At 72.3% G+C, this 20,600-nt stretch carries 20 protein-coding genes; 9 read left to right on the top strand and 11 right to left on the bottom strand.

The window, feature by feature from the left end; translation table 11 throughout:
• Positions 1-58: 58 nt before the first annotated feature.
• From BLT21_RS11270 to BLT21_RS11260, 3 genes are all read right to left on the bottom strand, one after another.
• Positions 59-892: a class A beta-lactamase-related serine hydrolase gene (locus tag BLT21_RS11270; protein ID WP_256336041.1), complete on the bottom strand. Its 834-nt coding sequence runs from the start codon at positions 890-892 to the stop codon at positions 59-61.
• A gap of 136 nt (positions 893-1,028) precedes the next feature.
• Positions 1,029-3,026, bottom strand: coding sequence for a M13 family metallopeptidase (locus BLT21_RS11265; RefSeq protein WP_176786882.1), 1,998 nt, complete (start codon positions 3,024-3,026; stop codon positions 1,029-1,031).
• A 46-nt stretch (positions 3,027-3,072) separates the two neighbouring features.
• Positions 3,073-4,869: an alpha/beta fold hydrolase gene (locus tag BLT21_RS11260; RefSeq protein WP_091502001.1), complete on the bottom strand. Its 1,797-nt coding sequence runs from the start codon at positions 4,867-4,869 to the stop codon at positions 3,073-3,075.
• A 128-nt stretch (positions 4,870-4,997) separates the two neighbouring features.
• Here BLT21_RS11260 and BLT21_RS11255 point away from each other — a divergent pair, with 128 nt between their 5' ends.
• On the top strand, positions 4,998-6,314 hold the full coding sequence (locus BLT21_RS11255; RefSeq protein ID WP_091501999.1) for an MATE family efflux transporter: 1,317 nt from the start codon (positions 4,998-5,000) through the stop codon (positions 6,312-6,314).
• A 67-nt stretch (positions 6,315-6,381) separates the two neighbouring features.
• Positions 6,382-6,891: a hypothetical protein gene (locus BLT21_RS11250; protein ID WP_091501996.1), complete on the top strand. Its 510-nt coding sequence runs from the start codon at positions 6,382-6,384 to the stop codon at positions 6,889-6,891.
• Between the two features lie 19 nt (positions 6,892-6,910).
• On the opposite strand, the gene BLT21_RS11245 is transcribed toward BLT21_RS11250, so the two are convergent.
• Positions 6,911-7,564 carry a TrmH family RNA methyltransferase gene (locus tag BLT21_RS11245; protein ID WP_091501994.1) on the bottom strand — a complete coding sequence of 218 codons (654 nt, stop codon included), beginning with the start codon at positions 7,562-7,564 and terminating at the stop codon, positions 6,911-6,913.
• Between the two features lie 121 nt (positions 7,565-7,685).
• Here BLT21_RS11245 and BLT21_RS11240 point away from each other — a divergent pair, with 121 nt between their 5' ends.
• A complete protein-coding gene (locus BLT21_RS11240; protein ID WP_091501991.1) occupies positions 7,686-8,324 on the top strand; it encodes a metal-dependent transcriptional regulator in 639 nt (212 codons plus the stop codon).
• Positions 8,325-8,342: 18 nt separating this feature from the next.
• On the opposite strand, the gene BLT21_RS11235 is transcribed toward BLT21_RS11240, so the two are convergent.
• Positions 8,343-9,305, bottom strand: a complete 963-nt coding sequence (locus BLT21_RS11235; protein WP_091501988.1) for an SDR family NAD(P)-dependent oxidoreductase — start codon at positions 9,303-9,305, stop codon at positions 8,343-8,345.
• Between the two features lie 42 nt (positions 9,306-9,347).
• On the opposite strand from BLT21_RS11235, the gene BLT21_RS11230 reads away from it, so the two are divergent.
• Positions 9,348-10,157: an HAD-IIA family hydrolase gene (locus tag BLT21_RS11230; RefSeq protein WP_091501986.1), complete on the top strand. Its 810-nt coding sequence runs from the start codon at positions 9,348-9,350 to the stop codon at positions 10,155-10,157.
• A gap of 112 nt (positions 10,158-10,269) precedes the next feature.
• Positions 10,270-10,455: a hypothetical protein gene (locus BLT21_RS11225; protein ID WP_256336040.1), complete on the top strand. Its 186-nt coding sequence runs from the start codon at positions 10,270-10,272 to the stop codon at positions 10,453-10,455.
• A 32-nt stretch (positions 10,456-10,487) separates the two neighbouring features.
• Here the strand turns inward: BLT21_RS11225 and BLT21_RS11220 are convergent, their stop codons facing one another.
• On the bottom strand, positions 10,488-10,898 hold the full coding sequence (locus tag BLT21_RS11220) for a RidA family protein (protein ID WP_091501982.1): 411 nt from the start codon (positions 10,896-10,898) through the stop codon (positions 10,488-10,490).
• Between the two features lie 74 nt (positions 10,899-10,972).
• Between BLT21_RS11220 and BLT21_RS11215 the strand changes: the two genes are divergently transcribed.
• Positions 10,973-11,371: a winged helix-turn-helix transcriptional regulator gene (locus BLT21_RS11215; RefSeq protein ID WP_256336039.1), complete on the top strand. Its 399-nt coding sequence runs from the start codon at positions 10,973-10,975 to the stop codon at positions 11,369-11,371.
• Between the two features lie 333 nt (positions 11,372-11,704).
• Here BLT21_RS11215 and BLT21_RS11210 read toward each other — a convergent pair whose 3' ends face one another.
• The 3 genes from BLT21_RS11210 to BLT21_RS11200 all read right to left on the bottom strand — a co-directional run bounded on the left by BLT21_RS11210 (position 11,705) and on the right by BLT21_RS11200 (position 14,079).
• Positions 11,705-12,796, bottom strand: a complete 1,092-nt coding sequence (locus BLT21_RS11210; protein ID WP_091501977.1) for an alkene reductase — start codon at positions 12,794-12,796, stop codon at positions 11,705-11,707.
• Between the two features lie 142 nt (positions 12,797-12,938).
• Positions 12,939-13,517 carry an orotate phosphoribosyltransferase gene (gene pyrE / locus BLT21_RS11205; RefSeq protein ID WP_091501975.1) on the bottom strand — a complete coding sequence of 193 codons (579 nt, stop codon included), beginning with the start codon at positions 13,515-13,517 and terminating at the stop codon, positions 12,939-12,941.
• Between the two features lie 67 nt (positions 13,518-13,584).
• Positions 13,585-14,079: a metallophosphoesterase family protein gene (locus tag BLT21_RS11200; protein ID WP_091501973.1), complete on the bottom strand. Its 495-nt coding sequence runs from the start codon at positions 14,077-14,079 to the stop codon at positions 13,585-13,587.
• Positions 14,080-14,284: 205 nt separating this feature from the next.
• On the opposite strand from BLT21_RS11200, the gene BLT21_RS11195 reads away from it, so the two are divergent.
• From BLT21_RS11195 to BLT21_RS11185, 3 genes are all read left to right on the top strand, one after another.
• Positions 14,285-15,124, top strand: a complete 840-nt coding sequence (locus BLT21_RS11195) for an exodeoxyribonuclease III (protein ID WP_091501971.1) — start codon at positions 14,285-14,287, stop codon at positions 15,122-15,124.
• Between the two features lie 94 nt (positions 15,125-15,218).
• Complete coding sequence (locus tag BLT21_RS11190; protein ID WP_091501969.1) at positions 15,219-16,505, top strand: sensor histidine kinase; 1,287 nt, start codon at positions 15,219-15,221, stop codon at positions 16,503-16,505.
• A 56-nt stretch (positions 16,506-16,561) separates the two neighbouring features.
• A complete protein-coding gene (locus BLT21_RS11185) occupies positions 16,562-17,257 on the top strand; it encodes a response regulator (RefSeq protein WP_091502280.1) in 696 nt (231 codons plus the stop codon).
• A gap of 13 nt (positions 17,258-17,270) precedes the next feature.
• Here BLT21_RS11185 and BLT21_RS11180 read toward each other — a convergent pair whose 3' ends face one another.
• Positions 17,271-18,605, bottom strand: a complete 1,335-nt coding sequence (locus tag BLT21_RS11180; protein ID WP_091501966.1) for a glycosyltransferase 87 family protein — start codon at positions 18,603-18,605, stop codon at positions 17,271-17,273.
• A gap of 80 nt (positions 18,606-18,685) precedes the next feature.
• Entirely contained in the window at positions 18,686-20,515 is a 1,830-nt protein-coding gene (locus tag BLT21_RS11175) for a glycoside hydrolase family 15 protein (RefSeq protein WP_218125791.1), read from the bottom strand.
• Positions 20,516-20,600 lie beyond the last annotated feature (85 nt).

The following is a 20,600-nucleotide window of genomic DNA, read 5'->3' as shown; positions in this document are numbered from 1 at the left end:
GGTGATCCCAGCCGATAGCCTGACACGGTGTGAGGGTCAAGCGCGCCGCCGGACCGCCTCAGAAGACGTACTCCATGAGATCGAGGCCGAAGACGCGGAACGCCTCGTGCGCGCGCAGCCGGTGGCTCATCGAGAGGTCGTCGAACCCGACCAGGAGCGCGTACGACACGCCGGCGCGCGGCCCGGCGAGCACGCCGGCCTCGGCGCGGATGCCGTCGGCCCGGCCCGTCTTGTTCACGAACAGCAGCTCGTGCTTGTCGTCATCGTGGGCGAAGGGGTCGAGCCCGGTGACCGCACCGACGAGCGAGAGGTCGTGGTTCAGGCTCAGCCACTCGGACACCTGCGCGCTGACGCCGGGCGAGACGACATCGGTGTTGACGAGCGCGGCGAACATCGCGGCGAGCTCACGTGCGGTGCCGAGGGCGTAGTGCGGCGCGTCGTCGGGTCCGCGGTCGTCGCGGAAGCGGTCGAGCAGCGCGGTGCGCGGCATCCCGAGCCTGCCCAGCCGCGCGCGCACCGCATCGAGGCCGACCCGGTCGAGCAGGGCGTTGGCGGCGAGAGCGTCGCCGGTGGCGGCCGCGAGTACCGCCACGTCGCCGAGAGGCAGCGCCGGCGCGAGGAGGTGACGCCAGACGCCGGCGATCTCTACGTCGCCGACCGTCGCACGCTCGACGATCTCGAGCGGATCGAGCGTTCCGGCGTCGAACCGCGTCGCGACCTCGATCAGCAGGGGCACGATGCCCATCCCGGCCACCGGCAGCGTCACGAAGTCGTCGCCGGCGAGCACGGCCGTGCCCCGATCGAGGTCGGCGACCCGCACCGAGACGCGCGCGCCCGACGCCGCGAGCGCGTCGAGCGCCTTCTCGGTCGCCGCGAACCCGCGGCGTGGCACGCTCGATCGGCGCCGCGGGCGCGGTCCGGTACGGCGTTCCGCCCGCGATCGAGCGGTCTCGGAGGAGGACTCGGATCCGTCCACCGTCATGTTCTCGTCTCCGTCGGAGTCGGTCTCGGGGTCTCGGCAGGGACGGTCACCAGATGGTGACGCGATGCTCGGGCGCGAGCCAGAGCTCGTCGTCCGGAGTGACGCCGAAGGCGTCGTAGAACGCGTCGATGTTCCGCACGATCTGATTGCAGCGGAACTCGTTCGGAGCGTGCGGATCGGTCGTGAGCAGCCGGATGGTCTCGGCGTCGCGGCCCTTCTGCTGCCAGATCTGGCCCCAGCTGAGGAGCAGACGCTGCACACCCGTGAACCCGTCGATCACGGGCCCGTCGGGCGCCGCCGCCAGCTCGTCGTCGCTCAGCGTCGCTCGCAGGTACAGACGGTAGGCGCGCACCGCGATGCCGAGCCCGCCCAGGTCGCCGATGTTCTCGCCGATCGTGAGCGCCCCGTTCACGGCGTGCTCCTCGCCGAGGCCTCGCGGAACGAGGGCGTTGTACTGCTCGATGAGCGCGCCGGTGCGCTGCTCGAACGCGGCACGGTCGGCATCGGTCCACCAGTCGTTGAGGGCGCCCGTTCCGTCGTAGGAGCTGCCCTGGTCGTCGAAGCCGTGCCCGATCTCATGCCCGATCACCGCACCGATGCCGCCGTAGTTCGCGGCCGCATCGCGTTCGGACGAGAAGAACGGCAGCTGCAGGATCGCCGCAGGGAAGACGATCTCGTTCATCAGCGGGTTGTAGTACGCGTTGACCGTCTGCGGAGTCATGTGCCACTCGTCGCGATCGATCGGCTGGCCGAGCTTGGCCAGCTGGCGCTCGTACTCCCACTCGGTGGAGCGCAGGACGTTGCCCAGCAGGTCTGCGGGGTCGATCTCGAGCGCCGAGTAGTCCTTCCACCGGTCGGGGTAGCCGATCTTGGGTGTGAAGGCCGCGAGCTTCTCGAGGGCGCGTTCGCGGGTCGCGGGAGTCATCCAGTCGAGCGCCGCGATCGACTCGCGGTAGGCCTCGATGAGATTGGCGACCAGGGCGTCCATCTCGGTCTTCGCCTGCGGCGGGAAGTGTCGTTCGACATAGATCTGCCCGACGGCCTCGCCGAGCGCGGCCTGGACGATGCTCACGCCCCGCTTCCAGCGCTCGCGGTTGACCGGCACGCCGGAGAGCTGCGTTCCGTAGAACGAGAAGTTCTCGGAGACGAAGGCCTCGGGCAGGAAGGGCGCGGAGGCGCGGACGACCTGCAGCCGCAGCCACGCCTTCCAGTCCTCGAGGTGCTCGTCGGTCAGCAGCGCACCGAGACCCGTGATGAAGCTCGGCTGGTTGACGTTGATCTCGGCGAACCCGTCACGGTGCCGCGGGGCGAGGCCCTCGAGCCACGGGTCGAGGTCGACCCCGGCGAGAGCGCCCACCTCGGGCCACGTGTGCAGGTTGTAGGTCGCCACGGCGTCGCGGTTGCGCACGTTGTCCCAGTGGTGCGAGGCCAGCTCGGCCTCGAGACGGGCGATGCGCTCGGCCTGCTCGTCGGGGCGGTCGACTCCCGCGAGCCGCAGCATGCGTTCGGCGTAGCCCTGGAACGCGGAGCGCGTCTCGGCGAAGCCGTCGAGACGGTAGTAGCTCTCGTCGGGCAGTGACAGGCCGCCCTGCACGAAGAACACGACGTAGCGCTCGGGGGCGCCCGGGTCGGGCTCGATGAAGGTGCCGATCATGCCGCCGATGCCCTCGCGCTCGAGCTCGCCGACCGTGCGGAGGAAGGCCGGGATCGAGTCGACCTCGTCGACCCGGGCGAGTTGCGGACGCAGCGGCTCGGCGCCGAGCGCGTCGATGCGCTCGGTGTCCATGAAGCTCGTGAACAGGTCGCCGATCTTGCGCTGCACGGTGCCGGGCTCCGCCGTCGTCGCCTCGTCGATGATCGCCCGCACGTCGCTCTCGGCCTGCTCGGCGATGAGGTGGAACGACCCCCAGCGCGCCTTGTCGTCGGGGATCTCGGTGCGCTCGAGCCAGCTGCCGTTGACGTACCGGAACAGGTCGTCCTGCGGGCGGATGTCGGGGCTGAGCTCGGCGATGTCGATACCGGAGGGGAGGACGGGGTCGGTCATGGCACCCATGCTAGGCCGCCGGACCGACACGAACTTCCGAGCGCATTCAGCGTTCGGTGGTGGTACACCCCTCGGCCACCGGGATGCCCGCGAAGCGGTCGCGCGTCCAGTCGAAGAGCTCGTCGATCAGCGGCGACGGCCGCTCCACGACGCCGGCGTGCTCGTACCCCGCATAGGTGCGGAAGTCGACATCCTGACCGGCTGCGCACATCCGGTCGACGAAGTCGGCCTGCGTCTGGACCGGGATGATGCTGTCGGCGCCGCCGTGCGCGAGCAGGACCGGTGCGGTCGAACGCAGCGGCGCGGTGTTCTCGCGCAGATGCCTGCCCAGCACCCCGGATGCGGGCGACCGCGAGAACAGCGCGGGGTCGCGGCTCATCCCGAGCGCGGCGGCCACCGAGAGCACGATCGTGGGATCGGACAGGCAGCGCTCCGACATCTGACGCAGCACCGTCTCGGCGCCCGGCCGGACGTAGTCGCGGTACTCGATCTCGGGGTAGATCGCCGAGAACGAGGCGAAGGCGTACGAGGCGAAGATGCTGCCGCCGGTGACGCTCGATATCCCCTGCACGAGCGCGGCGGGATCGCTCGCGGGCGCGAGCGCGGCGACTCCGCGGACCCACACGTCCGGGGCGTACTCGCGCGCGACGGCTCCGGCCCACAGAGCCGCGGCCCCGCCCTGGGAGTGCCCCCACACGACCGTGCGGGCGCCGAGGTCGGCCTCCTCCAGCTCGCGCGCTGCGCGCACCGCATCCAGCGACGCATGCGCGCTCGGCAATCCCATCAGGTAGGGGTGCGGGCCCTCGGTGCCCAGACCGATGTAATCGGTGCCGACGACCGCCCACCCCTCTTTGATGGCCCGCGGCAGCATGTAGAAGGCCCCCGCCCAGAGCCCCCGCGGCTGCAGCGACGGGGCGCAGTGCGCGGCGAAGCCGGTGGTGCCGTGGTTCCAGTCGATCACCGGCCACTGGCCGTCGCCCTCGCGCGGCACCGCGACGATCGCACTCGCGACCCGTACGCGGCCGTCGACGCCGGTGGTCGTGTACAGGATGCGCCACCCCTGGGCACTCGCGGGGATGCCGCCCGTGAAGGGTTCGGCCCGGACGAGTCGGCCCGGCTCGTCGGGGAGGTCGCGGGGCGCGGCGTAGAAGTCGTCGACGACCGTCGACCCCTCGCGCAGCGGGGTCGTCACGATCGTCGTCGTCACCGCGAGCGCGACCGAGGCGATCGCCACGACGGTCCGTCCCCAGCGGCGACGGGGCCGCCCGGCCTCGCCGGCCCGCTCGACGACGCGGTCGTCGCGCCGTCGGCGCAGACGCGTCCAGAGGTCGACGACGCCGCTCATGACGAGGCGCGCACCGAAGACGACGGCGACCACGAGCAGGGTGATGTCGGGCCAGAACAGGGCGAGGGAGCCGAAGATGACGCCGGACGCGCCGAAGGCGACATCCGCGATCCGCGCGTCCCACGTGCGTCCGCGCCCGAACGCCGCGACGACGCCCAGGATGCCGCCCGCGAGCAGCAGCACGCCGACGACGACGGCCACGACGCGCACCGTCAGGCCGGGGGCGAGCAGCACGATCGCTCCGCCCAGCAACCAGGCGACGCCCGTCGCGGTGCGCCAGCGAGGGCGATGCGTCTCGCCCTCGCGTCCGGTGAGCTCGAGGAGTCCGGTCAGGGCCATCCCGCCGCCGATGAGCCAGGCCAGCACGTCGAGTGCCGTCGTCGGCCGGATGACGATGACGACGCCCAGCACGACCGCCGCGGCGGCGACGACGACGCGGACCCACGTCGGCAGGCGCGCGTGCAGGCGCGCGATCGCCAGGCGTCTGAGCAGCCGCATCCGTGTTCCGTCCCTCCGGTTCGCAAGCATCAACGGTAGTGCGCCGTCGCGACCCGCTCCGGCGCTCGACACCGCTACCGTCGCCGTGCAAGGCGTGCGCGCACGCGCACCGGCCCTAGGCTCGTGACATGGCGCGCACGCTCAACCGCGAGATCCTGCGGCTGGCCGTACCCGCACTGGGCGCCCTCGTCGCCGAGCCGCTGTTCCTCATCGTCGACGCCGCTCTGATCGGACACCTCGGCGTCGTGCCGCTGGCGGCACTCGGCATCGCGGGCGCGGTGCTGCAGACGATCGTCGGGCTCATGGTCTTCCTCGCCTACGCCACGACGCCCGCGGTCGCCCGCCGGTTCGGCGCCGGCGACTCCTCGAGCGCTGTGAGCGCCGGTGTCGACGGCCTGTGGCTGGCACTGGGGCTCGGCGCCGTGCTGGCCGCGGCCGGGTCTGCGTCGACGCCGCTGCTCGTCGGCATGTTCGGCGCCGGCGAGGCCGTCTCGACAGACGCCGAGACCTACCTGCGGCTGTCGATGTGGGGGCTGCCCGCGATGCTCATCGTCTTCGCCGCGACAGGGCTGCTGCGCGGCATGCAGGACACCGTGACGCCGCTGTGGATCGCCGGTCTCGGCTTCGGCGCGAACGCGCTCCTGAACGTCGTGTTCGTGTACGGGTTCGGCTGGGGCATCGGCGGGTCCGCTCTCGGCACCGTGATCGCCCAGTGGGGCATGGTGGGCGCCTACGTCGTCGTGGTCGGTCGCCTCGCCCGCCGGCACTCGGCATCGTTGCGGCCGCGCGCCGACGGCATGCGCGGGTCGGCGCGCGTGGGCGGGTGGCTGTTCCTGCGCACCGTGTCGCTGCGCGCCGCGCTGCTCGCGACCGTCGCCGTGGCGACGGGGCTCGGCACGGAGGAGCTCGCCGGCTGGCAGGTCGCGTTCACCATCTTCTCGACCGCCGCGTTCGCGCTCGACGCCCTCGCGATCGCCGCACAGGCGCTCATCGGGCGCGGGCTCGGCGCCGGCGACGAGGCTTTCGTCCGTCGTGTGCTCGGCCGCACCGTGGCCTGGGGCGCATGGTTCGGCGTGCTCGTGGGCGCGGCGATCGCCGCGGGCTCGGGCCTCATCGGTCTGATCTTCACAGGCGACGCCGATGTGGCGGCCCTCGTGCAGCCGGCGCTGCTCGTGCTCGCGGTCGCGCAGCCGATCTGCGGCATCGTGTTCGTGCTCGACGGCGTGCTCATGGGCGCCGGCGACGCGCGCTACCTGGCTCTCGCGGGCGGCCTCAATCTGATCCCGTTCGTTCCCGCCCTTCTCGTCGTCTCGTCACTCCACCCCGTCGGCGCGGCAGGGCTCGCGTGGCTGGCCGTGGCCTTCTTCGGCGTCTACATGCTCGCCCGGCTGCTGACGCTCGGCTGGCGCGTCCGCCGCGGAGCATGGCTCGCCGTCACCGTCTGAGCGGACTGTGATCGGGTCGAGACCTCATTCACGCCCCGTCCACAGACTCCGGCCCTAGCGTGTCGGCATGCCGAAGCTCCTCCCCGCAGCCGCCGCGTGCATCGCGGTGCTCACGTTCGGGATGCTCGCCTCCGGCTGCGCCCAGCGGACAGCGCCGGTCGAGATCCCGACCCGCTCCGACGATCCGACGACCCTCCCGCGTCCGACCGCCGACGACGCCCAGCGGTGGGCCGACACGGTCATCCCCGAGAACGCGCTCGGCGGGGCCACCTGGACTCAGCGCGAGGCGGGCGTGCTCGAACCCGGCCGGGAGCCCCTCATCACGGTCGCCGCGGACGAGGCCCCCGCGACCGTCACGATCGCGTGCGTGAGCGGTGGGGGCGACGATCTGGCGTTCACCGTCGTGGCGGGCGGCGCGACCCTCGACCGGGGCGACGTCCGCTGCGCCGCCGTCGACGACGATGCGGAGCCCCTCAGCATCCCCGACGTGCCAGCTGATGCGACCGTCGAGCTCGAGGCGGGGGCGACGGGCCTCTTCGTCTACACGGTCAGCCCGAATCGCGATCCGGCCCGGTGAGGGGCTGAGGCGGGAGCGCTCAGCGCGCCCAGCGCCGGCACCACTCGTACATCACGACCGCTCCGGCCGCCGACGCGTTGATCGATCGGGTCGATCCGTACTGCGTGATCTCGACGACGACGGACGCCGCGGCGACGGCCTCGGCCGACAGGCCCGGGCCTTCCTGGCCGAACATCAGCACGGCACGCTCGGGCAGCTCGGCCCGGTCGACCGGCACCGATCCCGGCACGTTGTCGACCGCGACGATGGGGAGGCCGCTCTCGGTCGCCCATGCGGCGAAGGCCGCGACGTCGTCGTGGTGTCGCACGTGCTGGTAACGGTCGGTGACCATCGCGCCACGGCGGTTCCAGCGGCGCCGGCCGACGATGTGCACCTCGGCGGCCCCGAAGGCGTTCGCACTGCGCACGATCGACCCGATGTTCATGTCGTGCTGCCAGTTCTCGATCGCGACATGGAACGGATGCCGGTGCCCGTCGAGGTCGGCCACGATCGCCTCGAGCCGCCAGTAGCGGTAGCGGTCGACGACGTTGCGCCGGTCGCCCTCGGCGAGCAGCTGGGGGTCGTAGCGGTCGTCATCGGGCCAGGCGTCGGGGCCGCCCGGCCACGGTCCGACACCGACCGCGAGCTGCGGCTCGGCCTCGGCCTGCTCGTCGGAGGGTTCGGAGCGGGTCACCGGGACAGGCTATCCCGCGGCACGCTCCATCCCGCGGCGCGACCCATGCGGCGGCCCGTCCCGCGGCATGAGGGCGACCCGTGCCGTGAGGGCACCCGTGCCCGCCCGGATAACCTGAGGTGTGCCCTCCCCCGCCGTCGACGACTACCTGAAGACGATCTACCACCACACCGAGTGGCAGCCGACGCCCATCACCCCGTCGCAGCTGGCGGCCACGCTCGGTCTCGCACCGTCGACGGTGACCGAGATGGTGCGCAAGCTCGCCGCGCAGGATCTCGTCGCGCATCGCCCCTACGGTCCCGTGGCTCTGACCGAGGCCGGGCGCCTGCGTGCAGCGGCGATCATCCGACGGCACCGCCTCATCGAGACGTGGCTCGTGCGCGAGTTCGGCTACGCCTGGGACGAGGTGCACGACGAAGCCGAGGTGCTGGAGCACACCATCAGCGACCGGCTGCTCGCCGGCATCGCAGCCCGACTCGGCGATCCCCGGTTCGACCCGCACGGCGACGCGATCCCCGATGCCGCCGGCGATGTGCACCGTGAGCCATTCGTGCTGCTCGCCGAGGCGACGCTCGGGCACTCGGGTCGCATCCTGCGGGTGAGCGACCGCGATCCCGCACTGCTGCGGGCGCTCGAGGAGCAGGGCGTCGACGTCGGCCACACCCTCACGGTGAGCGGACGCGACAGCGTGCAGCTCGACGGCGGCGGATCGGTCGTGCTTCCGGCCGGCGCCGCGTCGGCGATCTGGATCACCGCCTGACGCGCACCCCCGCGGGCCTCAGCCCTTCGCGCGCGTGCGACTCGCCTTGAGATACGGCCAGGGCGTGCGGGTCGTCTGCTCGCAGTACGACCACAGCCGCGCGGCGACCTCGGGGTCCCGCGTCACCGCGGCCGGCGTCGCCACCCGGGGCCCGCCGCGCAGGACGCCCGCCGGACCGTAGAACTCTCCGCCCGTGGCGTCCGGATCGACGAGCGCGCGGATGAGCGGCCAGGCGCCCCGCTCCTTGGACTGCGTCACCGCGGCTTGCAGGTTGTCGGTGAAACGGGTCATGCGCGTCGGCTCGTTGATGCCCGCGATGTCACGCGTACGCCCGCTCGTCGAGTACCCGGGGTGCGCGACGAGACTCGAGACGGGCACGCTCGCGGCTCGCAGGCGGTCGTCGGCCTCGAGACCCAGCGACGTCGTCGCGACCTTCGACTGCACGTACGCGCGCCACGGCGAATAGTCGTCGACGAGCTCGATGTCGGTCGGCTCGTACTTCCAGATCGACGTCGACACCGACCCGACCCAGACCATGCGACCGCGGCCGGCGGCGAGCGCGATCAGCAGCTCGCCCGCGAGAGCGTAGTGGCCGAGGACGTTCGTGGCGAAGATCATCTCGTGACCGTCGGGGGTCGTGCGGCGCTGACGCGGCGGATGCACGACGCCGGCGTTCAGCAGCAGACCGTGCAGCGGTTTGCGGCCCCGCGCCGTCGCGGCCGCGGCGCGCACCGAGCCGAGATTGCTCGTGTCGAGCAGCAGCGTCTCGACCGATCCGACGCCGTCGGGCAGAGCGCGCTCGACCGACGCGCGCGCGGTCGCGAGGCGCTGCGGACTGCGACCGGTCATGATGACGTGCGCACCGGCCGACGCGAGCTGGAGCGAGGCGAAATAGCCGAGTCCGGCGTTGGATCCCGTCACGAGGTAGCGCTTGCCCGACAGGTCGGGCAGCTTGCGGGGATTCCAGTCGTCGCGGGCCACGAGTGAAGACTACGGCCGGATCGGCGCGGCTAGGCTGGGGCCATGCGGACACGCGCCGATATCGAGTGCTGGCTCACCGACATGGACGGCGTTCTCGTCCACGAGAACCACCCCATCCCGGGAGCGGCGGAACTGCTCGCGCAGTGGCGCGAGACGGGTACGCCGTTCCTCGTGCTGACCAACAATCCGTTCTTCACGCCCCGCGACCTCAGCGCACGGCTCGCGCGGTCGGGTCTCGAGGTTCCCGAGGACCGTATCTGGACGTCCGCGCTCGCGACCGCCGACTTCCTGCGTTCGCAGCATCCCGGCGGCTCGGCCTTCGTCATCGGCGAGGCGGGCCTCACGACGGCTCTGCACGAGGCCGGGTACATCATGACCGAGACCGACCCGGACTACGTCGTCGTCGGCGAGACGCGGAACTACTCGTTCGACGCCATCACCAAGGCCATCCGCTTCATCAACGCCGGTGCGCGGTTCATCATCACCAACCCGGACGCCACGGGCCCGACCCCCGAGGGCGTCGTCCCCGCCACGGGCTCGTTCGCGGCCCTCATCTCGCATGCGACCGGGAAGAGCCCGTACGTCGTCGGCAAGCCGAACCCGATGATGTTCCGTTCGGCGATGAACCGCATCGGGGCCCATTCCGAGAACACCGGGATGATCGGCGACCGCATGGACACCGACGTCGTCGCCGGCATCGAGGCGGGCCTGCACACGGTGCTCGTGCGGACCGGCATCTCGGACGACGCCGAGATCGAGCGCTACCCGTTCCGGCCCGACGAGATCCTCGACTCGGTGGCCGATCTGCTCGACGCGGAACCGTACGAGGCCGAGGACCCGGGCATCCTGTGAACGAGTTCGAGCAGAACCTGCTGCTGATCAGCGTCGCGCTCATGCTGACGACGAGCCTCGTTGTCGTCGTCGTGCAGATGGTGCGGCGACGCCGGGGCGGGGACGACGACTGATGTCGCTCGTGCTCGCGCTGACGGGACTCGCGATCCTGCTGATCGCCCTCGTCATCTTCGTGCGCAACCAGCGCATCGGCGACGACGGCACCAACCGCGGCTCGACGCGCCGCGGCATCATCCTGCTGACGTTCTTCGGCCTGCTGCTGGGCCTCGCCTCGCAGCTGCCCGTCTTCCGGGGCTGACCTCCGGGGCCGAGCCGGGTCGGCCGCAGGGGTCAGTCGAGGATCGCGGTCGCCTCGACCTCGACGAGGACGTCGGGCTCGAAGAGGTAGTCGACCCCGATGAGCGATGCCGGCGGCATCGGTGTGGGCAGCCCGATCTCCTCGGCCACCGCCTGGACACCCGCCATGAAGTCGGCGATGCGCTCGGGGGCCCATCCCGTCACGTAGAACGTCAAGCGGACGACGTCGCCGAGCCCCGCGCCTGCGCTGGCCAGCGCGGCGTGGGTGTTGCGCAGGGCGTGGGCGACCTGACCGGCGAGATCGCCCGGAGCGACGCGCCTGCCGTCGGCGGTGCGGGCGATCTGGCCGGCGACGTGGACGTGGCGGGTCCCCGTGGCGACGGCGACATGGTGGTACGGGACGGGCTGCATCAGCGAGTCGGGGGACGACAGGTGGACGGTCATGTGTGGCTCCTTGCATCGACGGGTATCTCATGGATACCTGGTGGCCGGAGGTCACTTCAACGAGACTGGGTAGTGTGACCGATACCGCCCCCGCCGACCTGGATCGATTCGAGATCACGGCCCCGCATCGCGAGCTGCTCGATCAGGTGCTCGACCGGTGGTCGCTCGCGGTGCTGAACGAGCTGTGCGAGGCGCCCGCCCGGTTCAGCACCCTCAGGCGGGCGATCCCGGCCGTGACGCAGAAGTCGCTCACCGCGACCCTCCGGCGCCTCGAGCGCAACGGGATCGTCGAGCGCGTGGTCCTCAGCACCCGACCTGTCGCCGTGGAGTACCGGATCACGCCGCTCGGCAAGACGCTGCGTCCGCCCGTCGACGTCATCCTCGCCTGGGCGCACGAGCACATGCCCCGCATCGAGGCCGCACGTCGGCGCTTCGACGACGAGATGGACGAAACACCCCGGGCCGGGGCCTAGGCCTAGGCCGGGGACGGGACCCCGGAGCGCGATGGCCGTGCCGCCGACAGGCTCAGCGGCGATAAGCCTGGGCCGGGGCGGGCCTCCCCCAGTTCATCCTGTCGACGGGACAGAGCCGACCGGTGGGCACAGCGTCGGGTCGGACCGCGACTCGACGTCGGCACGGGGCCGAGCCGCCGACTGCTCGTCCCGCGGACAGGCTCGGCGGCACCCGGGACGGCTCCAGCCACGCCGCCTCGCGGCCGAGCCGGCGCACGGGACGGGTCCGGCTCGGGCATCCGCTGCGCCCGCGAACCGGAGAGTCCGGGCAGCCCGCGCTCCGAGGGGGCCGGGTCAGACCGCGCCCGCGCGCACCTCGTCCAGGAACGGGTAGTCGATGTATCCCTCAGCGGTCGAACCGTAGAACAGCTCGGGCCGCGCCTCGTTCAGCTCGGCCCGCTGTTCCCACCGCGCCACCAGGTCGGGGTTGGCGATGACGGGGCGGCCGACGGCGACGGCATCCGCCCAGTCGACCGTCACGAGCGTCTCTGCCTCGTCGCGAGTCGTGGGCGATCCGAAGCCCGAGTTCAGGATGAAAGGCGCGGCGGCCGTGCGACGGATGTGCTCCACGAGATCGCCCGTCGGGTCGGCGCTCAGCACGTCGACGAACGCGAGCCCCAACGGGGCGAGCCCCTCCGCCACCGCCGTGTAGGTGGCACGCGCATCGACGTCGTCGTGTTCGAGCACTCCCTGGATGTTGTGCTGCGGCGACAGCCGGATGCCGGTACGGTCGGCTCCCACGGCAGCGGCAACGGCCCGCGTGACCTCGATCGCGAAGCGCGCGCGGTTCTCGGGCGATGCGCCGTATCCGTCGTCGCGGACGTTCGACTCGGGCGAGAGGAACTCGTGCACGAGGTATCCGTTCGCGCCGTGCACCTCGACGCCGTCGAGGCCGGCGGCGACGGCGTTGCGTGCCGCCTGCGCGAACTCCTCGACGACCACCGGGATCTCGTCTGCGGTCAGCGCGTGCGCCACGGGCAGGTCGGCCTTGCCCTTCGGCGTACGGGTCTGTCCGGGGGCGGCGAGCGCGCTCGGCCCGACTACCCGGTCCGCGCCGGTGATGTCGGGATGCGAGACGCGACCGCCGTGCATCAGCTGCATGACGATCGTGCCGCCGGCCTCATGCACAGCCTCCGCGATGCGTCGCCAGCCCGCGATCTGCGCGTCGGTCTCGATGCCGGGCTGCCCCGGGTACGACTTTCCCTCGACCACGGGCCACGTGCCCTCGGTGATGATGAGGCCCTGCCCCGCGCGCTGGCGGTAGTACTCGACCATGACGTCGGTGGGAACGCCGTCCTCTCCCGCACGGGTGCGGGTCAGCGGCGCCATGACGACGCGGTTCGAGAGGTTCAGGGCGCCGAAGACGGCGGGCTCGTACAGGCTCATACCTGAGCGCAACAGCCCGCGCCCGGCGCACTATTCCTCGCCAGGCGGTTCGCCTGGCGGTTCATGCCCGTTCCCTCATGCGGATGCGGCGGATGCTGCCAACCCAGGCGTGGCGGGGCCGGCCCGCGCGGGGCGGCGCGGACTACTGCGGAGCGAGACCCAGGTCGTCGAGGTCGATCGCGGCGAGCCACTGCAGGCCGGCCTCCTCGACCGCGGCCTGCGCGCCGGTCTTGCGGTCGACGATGACCGCGACCGCGACGGGCTCGGCACCCTCGCGCCGCAGCGCCTCGACGGCCTTCAGAGCCGACTGGCCGGTCGTCGAGGTGTCCTCGACGACGACGACGCGCTTGCCCGCGACATCCGCGCCCTCGACCTGACGGCCGCGGCCGTGATCCTTCGGCTCCTTGCGCACGACGAAGGCGTCGAGCGGCTGACCGGCGCGGACCGATTCGTGCATGACGGCGTTGGCGATGGGGTCGGCACCGAGGGTGAGTCCGCCGACGGCGACCACGCCGTCGACATCCGCGATGAGGTCGAGCATGATGCGGCCGATCGCGGGAGCCGCACGGTGGTCGAGCGTCAGGCGCCGCATGTCGACGTAGTACGTTGCCTTCTTGCCGCTCGAGAGGGTGAAGTCGCCGTGGAACACCGCCTCGTCCTGGATCAGCCGGATGAGATCCTGGCGGTCGGCTTCGAGCTCGGGCGTGCCTGCGACGGTCATGCCCCGATTCTACGAGCGGCGCACCCTCGACCCGTGCCGCCGGCCGCGGGCTGCCCGGCCGCGCCGCTCAGACCACGACGAGGTCGACGTCGCGCAGCTCGCCGGCGTCGACCGTCAGCGTGAGGAAGGTCTTGTGCGGCTGCCGGCGGCGGTCGGTCGGCGAGCCGGGGTTGAGGAGCCGGAGCCCGCCGGGCGTGGTCGTGTCCCACGGGATGTGGCTGTGCCCGAACACGAGCACGTCGTCGTCGGGGTACGCGAGATCCATCCGCTGTTCCCGTCCTGCCGCGGCGCCCGTCTCGTGCACGACCGCGAACCGCACGCCCTCGATGCTTCGGCGGGCCACCTGGGGGAGCCGCCGCCGCAGATCGTCGCCGTCGTTGTTGCCCCATACGCCCAGCACCTCGCCGTGCCGCTCGAGCTCGTCGAGGACGTCGGCCGTGACCCAGTCGCCCGCGTGGACGATGAGGTCCGCCTGGTCGGCCGCCGCGAGCACCGCATCCGGCAACGCCCGCGCCCGTCGCGGAACGTGGGTGTCGGCGATGAGCAGCAGACGCGTGGCCATCCCCCGACGTTATCCCCCTCCCCGATGCCTGGATGCAAGGGATCGCGCGCGCGCCGGGATGCAAGGGATGCCGCGCGGCGCGCCGTGGGATGGGCCGGCCACCCGGGGTGTCGGCCACGAACGCTTGCATCCGCGCACGCGCGGCGGGCGATAGCCGAGGCGGAGGGCGGAGGGCGGGGTCGGGACCGCCGAATAGGCTGGGGGCATGCGCATTGCCACCTGGAACGTGAACTCGATCCGCGCTCGCGTCGACCGCATCGTGGGCTTCGCCGTGAACGAGGACGTCGACGTCCTGGCGATGCAGGAGATCAAGTGCAAGCCCGAGCAGTTCCCCCTCGAGCAGTTCGAGGCGGCCGGCTACCACGTCGAGCTGCACGGCCTGAACCAGTGGAACGGCGTCGCGATCGCGAGCCGTGAGCCGATGACCGACGTGCAGATCGGTTTCCCGGGGATGCCGGGCTTCCTCAAGGGCCATGAGGGCCCCGACGCCCCGCAGGAGGCGCGTGCGATCGCCGCGACGGTCGGCGGCGTCCGCGTGTGGAGCCTGTACGTGCCGAACGGCCGCTCGCTCGACGACCCGCACTACGTCTACAAGCTGCACTGGCTGCAGGCCCTCGAGCAGTACACGCGCGACACGCTCGCCGCCTCGCCGGCGCTCCCCCTCGCGCTCACGGGCGACTTCAACATCTGCCCCACCCCTGAGGATGTCGGCGACCCGACCCTCGTCGAGGGGGTGACGACGCACGTCTCGCCGCCCGAGCGCGCCGCATTCCAGGCCCTGCTGCAGGCGGGACTGTCCGACACGGTGCGGCCGCTGGTGCCGACCGGCTTCACCTACTGGGACTACAAGCAGCTGCGCTTCCCGCGGAACGAGGGCTTGCGCATCGACTTCATCCTCGGGTCGCCGGCCTTCGCCGACGCCGTCACGGGCGCCGCCATCCACCGCGATCAGCGCAAGGGCGAGGCACCGAGCGACCACGTGCCCGTCGTCGTCGACCTCGACCTCGAGGGGGACGAGGACGACGATCGCCCGATGATCTTCTGACCCCCGCCCCCTGACCCGCGCCCCGTGGCCGTCGCCCGCACGGTCCCCCGCGCGGGGGATGCCGCCGCCGCGGCCGGGTCGTAGCGTGGAGGGCATGTCCGTGGCCTCACCTGTCTCCGACGAGCGCCTGGCACCGACCCGCGAGCAGCTGCGCAACGACGTCTGGCTCGCGGCGGCGATGCTCGTCAGCGCGATCCTCAGCACCTGGCTCGGCCACGTCGCCCAGGTCTGGGGCGACGACCCGCCCCACCTCGGCTGGGGACTGCTGTACTGCCTCGTCCTCACCGCTCCGCTCGCCCTCCGGCGCCGGGTGCCCGAGGTCGCCCTCATCGCCGTCGCCGTCGTCTACTTCGTCGGGATGTCGGTGCACATCCCCGAGATGTACGTGGGCAGCATCGCGCTGTTCATCGCGATGTACTCCGTCGGCGCCTGGGTCGCGGACCGCCGCCGCGCCATGATCGTGCGCATCGTCGTCATCGTCGGCATGTTCGTCTGGCTCCTCGCGACGATGTTCCAGGCGGCCAGCGATCAGGGCGGCGAGAGCGCGGCCGAGTTCTCGCTGTTCTCGCCCGTCGCGGCGATGATGATGCTGCAGTTCCTCTTCAACGTCGTCTTCTTCGCGGGGGCGTTCGCATTCGGCGAGCGCGCGTTCGTGGGAGCCCTCAGCCGCGAAGAGCTCGAACAGCGAACCCGGGAGCTCGAACGAGAGCGCGAGATCACGGCGGCGCAGGCCGTCGCCCTCGACCGGGTGCGCATCGCCCGCGAACTGCACGACGTCGTCGCCCACCACGTCTCGGCCATGGGCGTGCAGGCCGGCGCCGCCCGCACGGTGCTCGACCGGGACCCCGACGCTGCGCGGCGGGCGCTCACGGTCGTGGAGGAATCGGCGCGGGCGTCGCTCGCCGAGCTGCGTCAGCTGCTCGAGACGCTGCGCACACCGGATGCCGCGTCGCCGCGCGACTCGACGCTGCGGCTCGACGCCATCGGGGAGCTCGTCCGTTACGCCGAGGAGAACGGGATGCCCACGACCTTCAGCGTCGTCGGCGAGCCGGTCGCGGCATCCGAGGTCGCGCAGGTGAACCTCTACCGCATCGCGCAGGAGGCGCTCACGAACGCCCGCCGCCACGGCGGGCCCGACGCGCGCGCCGACGTCCGCCTGCGGTTCGACGGCGATGAGATCGAGCTCGAGATCGCCAACGACGGCCGCGTGCGCTTCGGCGCGAAGCCGGGACTCGGCCTCGTCGGCATGAACGAGCGCGCGGCGGCGTCCGGCGGCTGGCTCGAGGCGGCGCCCCGGCCGCGCGGCGGGTTCCTCGTCCGCGCCCGGGTGCCCGCCGGGATGCGGTCGGCCGCGCCGAACGAGCGGACGGTGCTCGCGTGAGCGCCGCACGGACGCCGACGCCGACCACCGTCGTGCTCGTCGACGACCACGCCGTGATGCGGGCGGGGTTCCGCATGATCCTCGAGGCGACCGGCGACATCGCCGTCATCGGCGAGGCCGGCGACGGGGCGGCCGCCGTCGAGACGGTCGCCCGCCTGCGCCCGGACGTCGTGTTCATGGACGTGCAGATGCCGGTGCTCGATGGGCTCGAGGCGACGCGGCGCATCGTCGCCGAGCCCGGCAACACCAGCGCCGTCGTCGTGGTGACCACCTTCGACCGCGACGACTACCTCTTCCAGGCACTGCAGGCCGGTGCGAGCGGCTTCCTCCTGAAGAACGCCGGCCCCGAGGAGCTCACCGCGGCCGTGCGCGTCGCGGCCGCGGGCGACGCACTGCTCGCACCCGAGGTGACCCGCCGTGTCATCGAGCGGTTCGCAACAGCACCGGGCGACGCGACGACCGGCGCGGCGATCGGGACCGGCGCTGGCACCGGGGTCGATGCGGAGCCCGCGGCATCCGCCGCATCCGCACCGCCGGGCGCAGCCGGGACGCCGGCCGAGCACGGTCTGACCGAGCGCGAGGCCGAGGTGCTGCGCCTCCTCGCCCGGGCGATGAGTAACGCCGAGATCGCGCGCGAGCTGTTCATCGGCGACGCGACCGTGAAGACGCACGTGTCGAACATCCTCATCAAGCTCGGCGCACGCGACCGCGTCGCCGCCGTGGTGATCGCGCACCGCAACGGCTGGGTCTGACCGGCCGCGCCGGTCAGACCGGGTCGGTGACCGGCGCGAGCGACCGGCGCCGTGCCCGCGCGACGAGGGGCCGGGCCGCACGTCGCGGCACGGCGAGACGCCAGAGGGCGTGGATGCTCCAGACGAAGAGGACGACCAACAGCACGTTGCGCGCGAGCAGCAGGCTCGCCGCGAAGGGATCGGCGCGCACGAGGGGCATGTAGAAGATCGGGAAGACGAGGGTCGTGAGGAAGCTCGTCGCCGCCATCCATCGCGCCGGCATGCGCCACCGCTCCGGGTCGACCAGCAGCCCGACGGCGACGATGGGGGCGAGCCACAGCATGTACTGCGGCGAACCGACCTTGTTGAAGACGATGAGCGCGGCGGTCAGCGCGAACGCCCCGAGCACCACGAGGCCGGCCTCGGCATGCTCCGGGCGCGGCGCACCGAGCACCGCGGTCGTCCGCGCACGGACGAGCAGCAGCGCGATGGCGATGAAGGCGACGATCATGAGCCATCCGACGACCTCGCCGGCGGCCATGGCCCCGTGCCCGATCACCTCGCGCGTCGCGAGCTCGTAGTTCTGTCGGATGCGCGCCCCCGGCATCTCCCAGATCGTGGCCCAGACCCACGGCGTCGCGACCGGTGCCTCGAGCTGCGGGGCGCGCGTGCCCTGGATCGTCAGGAAGCTGAAGAGGTTCGTCGCACCGCCCGCGGCCACGACGGCGACCATGATGACGGCGCTCGCGGCGAGCCCGCCGAGCGCGACCCACCAGCGGCTGCGGCAGACCGCCACGACGGCCGCCGCGATCGCGGCGGGCCAGACCTTGATCCAGGTCGCGAGGGCGATCAGCGCGCCGGCGACGACGGGGCGCCGCGAGACCCAGACGAGGCCGGCGATCGCGAGCGGTGCCGCGACGCCCTCGAGACGCAGCATCGAGACCGGGGCCAGCAGCAGGATGCTGAGCAGCCAGTACCAGGCCGCGGGGTACGCCGAGCGCCGCTGCAGGCGGGCGCCGGCGATCGCGGTGATCGCGAGCCAGTTGGCCGCCGCCAGCATCAGCAGCCAGACGAGCTGATACAGGTAGGGGCCGAGCGCCATGGGCGCCACGACGGGGATCAGCGCACCGGCCGGGTACACCCACTCGAAGTCGATGATGGGCCACGTTCCCTGCACGGCATCCTGCGCCCACAGCCGGTAGAGCGGCAGATCGCCCTCCGTCCCGCCGGCGATGATCAGCGGCAGCAGCGCGAGGATGTACGCGACGTGGAATGCGGCGAAACCGGTGACCAGCCCTCGCCGGGTCCGTCCGAACGCCGCCAGTCGTTCTCGGCGCGACGCGCGAGGGGAAGCCGGTTGAGACGTCACCCGGGCATCATAGGCCCCGCGCATATCCGTGCGATGAACGTTCGGATGCCACGATGCGGCCGGCCGCGGCGGGGTCATGCTCAGCGGCGGTGCGCCGCGCGGCCGGCGTGACCGGCGAGCGCGTCGGCGGCTCCCACGAGGGCGAGGTGCGAGAGCGCCTGAGGCGTGTTGCCCGCCTGACGCCGATCGCCGACGTCGTACTCCTCCGAGAGCAGTCCGACGTCGTTGGCGAGAGCGCAGAGCCGGTCCATGAGGGCGGCGGCGGCGTCGAGGCGTCCCGTCGCCGCGTACTGCTCGACGAGCCAGAACGAGCACGCGAGGAAGGGGTGCTCCGTGCCGCTCAGTCCGTCGACGCCCGCCTCGGTGCGGTAGCGCAGCACGAGGCCGTCGCGCAGCAGCGTCTGCTCGATCCGCGCGACGGTCGCCAGCATGCGGGGGTCGTCGGGCGCGCAGAATCCGACGGCGGGCAGCAGCAGCAGCGAGGCGTCGACCTCGTCGGTACCGGCGTACTGCGTGAAGTGGCCGCCGGCGGCAGACACGCCGTCCCGGTCGATCTCGGTGCGGACGCGATCGCGCAGACGTCGCCACGTGGCGGCGTCGCCGTCGAGGCCGTGCTCGTCGACGGCGCGCACCCCGCGGTCGAGGGCCGCCCAGATCATCGCGCGGGAATGGGTGAACATCTGCGGATCGCCGCGCATCTCCCAGATCCCGTGGTCGGGGCGCTCGATCCAGGCCATCACCTGGTCGAGCAGCGCCCGCTGCAACGCCCAGGAGAACGGCGTCTCGTCGACGCCGGCGAGCCGGGCCGCCTCGAGCGCGACCATGACCTCGCCGATGACGTCGGCCTGATACTGGTCGACCGCGCCGTTGCCGATGCGCACCGGCGCCGACCCCGCGTAGCCGGGCAGGCTCGCGAGCTCGCGCTCGGGCAGGTCGCGCTCACCCGCGATCCCGTACATGATCTGCACGTCGGCCGGATCGCCGGCCACGGCGCGGAGCAGCCAGTCGCGCCAGCGGACCGCCGCGTCGAGATACCCGTGAGCGATGTAGGCCTCGAGCGTCAGCGCCGCGTCACGCAGCCACACGTAGCGGTAGTCCCAGTTGCGCGAGCCGCCGAAGTCCTCGGGCAGCGACGTCGTCGCCGCCGCGACGATGCCCCCGGTCTCGGTATGCGTGAGCGCGCGCAGGACGAGCAGGGAGCGCAGCACCTCCGCTCCCCACCGGCCGCCGTCGTCGATGCGACCGGCCCAGGTCGTCCACCACGTTCGGGTGCGCTGCTCCGCCGCGTCGACGTCGAACGGCTGCGGGACGTCGCGGTACGAGGGCTCCCACCGCAGCACCGAGTCGACGCTGCGCCCTGCCGCGACGACGAACGCTCCGCGATGACGCGTATCGTCGGCCGCGAGGCGCGGGCCGCGGAGCGTGACGGCGTCGGGCCCGGCCACGGCGAGAAGCGTCCCCGTCGGCACATCGTCGCCGGCTGGCTCCGACGGCCGCGCGGACGCCGTCTCGAGCTGCCGCACCCAGGGCACGGCCCGGGCGTAGTCGAAGCGCAGCCGCACCTCGCTGACGAACGCGACGGCACCGGCGATCCCGACGACGCGCCGCACCACGGCCTCGACGCCCTCGACGACGGGCATGAACTCGCGCACCTCGGCGACGCCGTCGGCGCACACCCACCGTGTGACGAGCACGAAGGTGTCGCCGTCGTAGCGTCGCGTCGCGGTGGCATCCGGATCGCTCGGACGCAGGCTCCAGCATCCGTGCGACCGGTCGCCGAGCAGGGCGCCGAAGATCGAGGCCGAGTCGTAGCGCGGCAGGCAGAGCCAGTCCAGATCGCCCGCGTCGGACACGAGCGCCGCGCTTCGGCAATTGCTCAGGAGGGCGTAGCGCTCGATCGGTGCGGGCATCCTCGACATTGTTCCCCTCCCCCATCCCCGCGGCAAGCATCGCGCGCCGGCGAGCGCCCGTCGGCGCGTGTGAGTAGCGTGACGC

The sequence above is a fragment of the Microbacterium sp. cf332 genome (genome assembly GCF_900102175.1).
GTDB lineage: Bacteria > Actinomycetota > Actinomycetes > Actinomycetales > Microbacteriaceae > Microbacterium.
The sequence above is the reverse complement of the archived record's forward strand: the minus strand, read 5'-3'. Positions and strand labels throughout refer to the sequence as shown.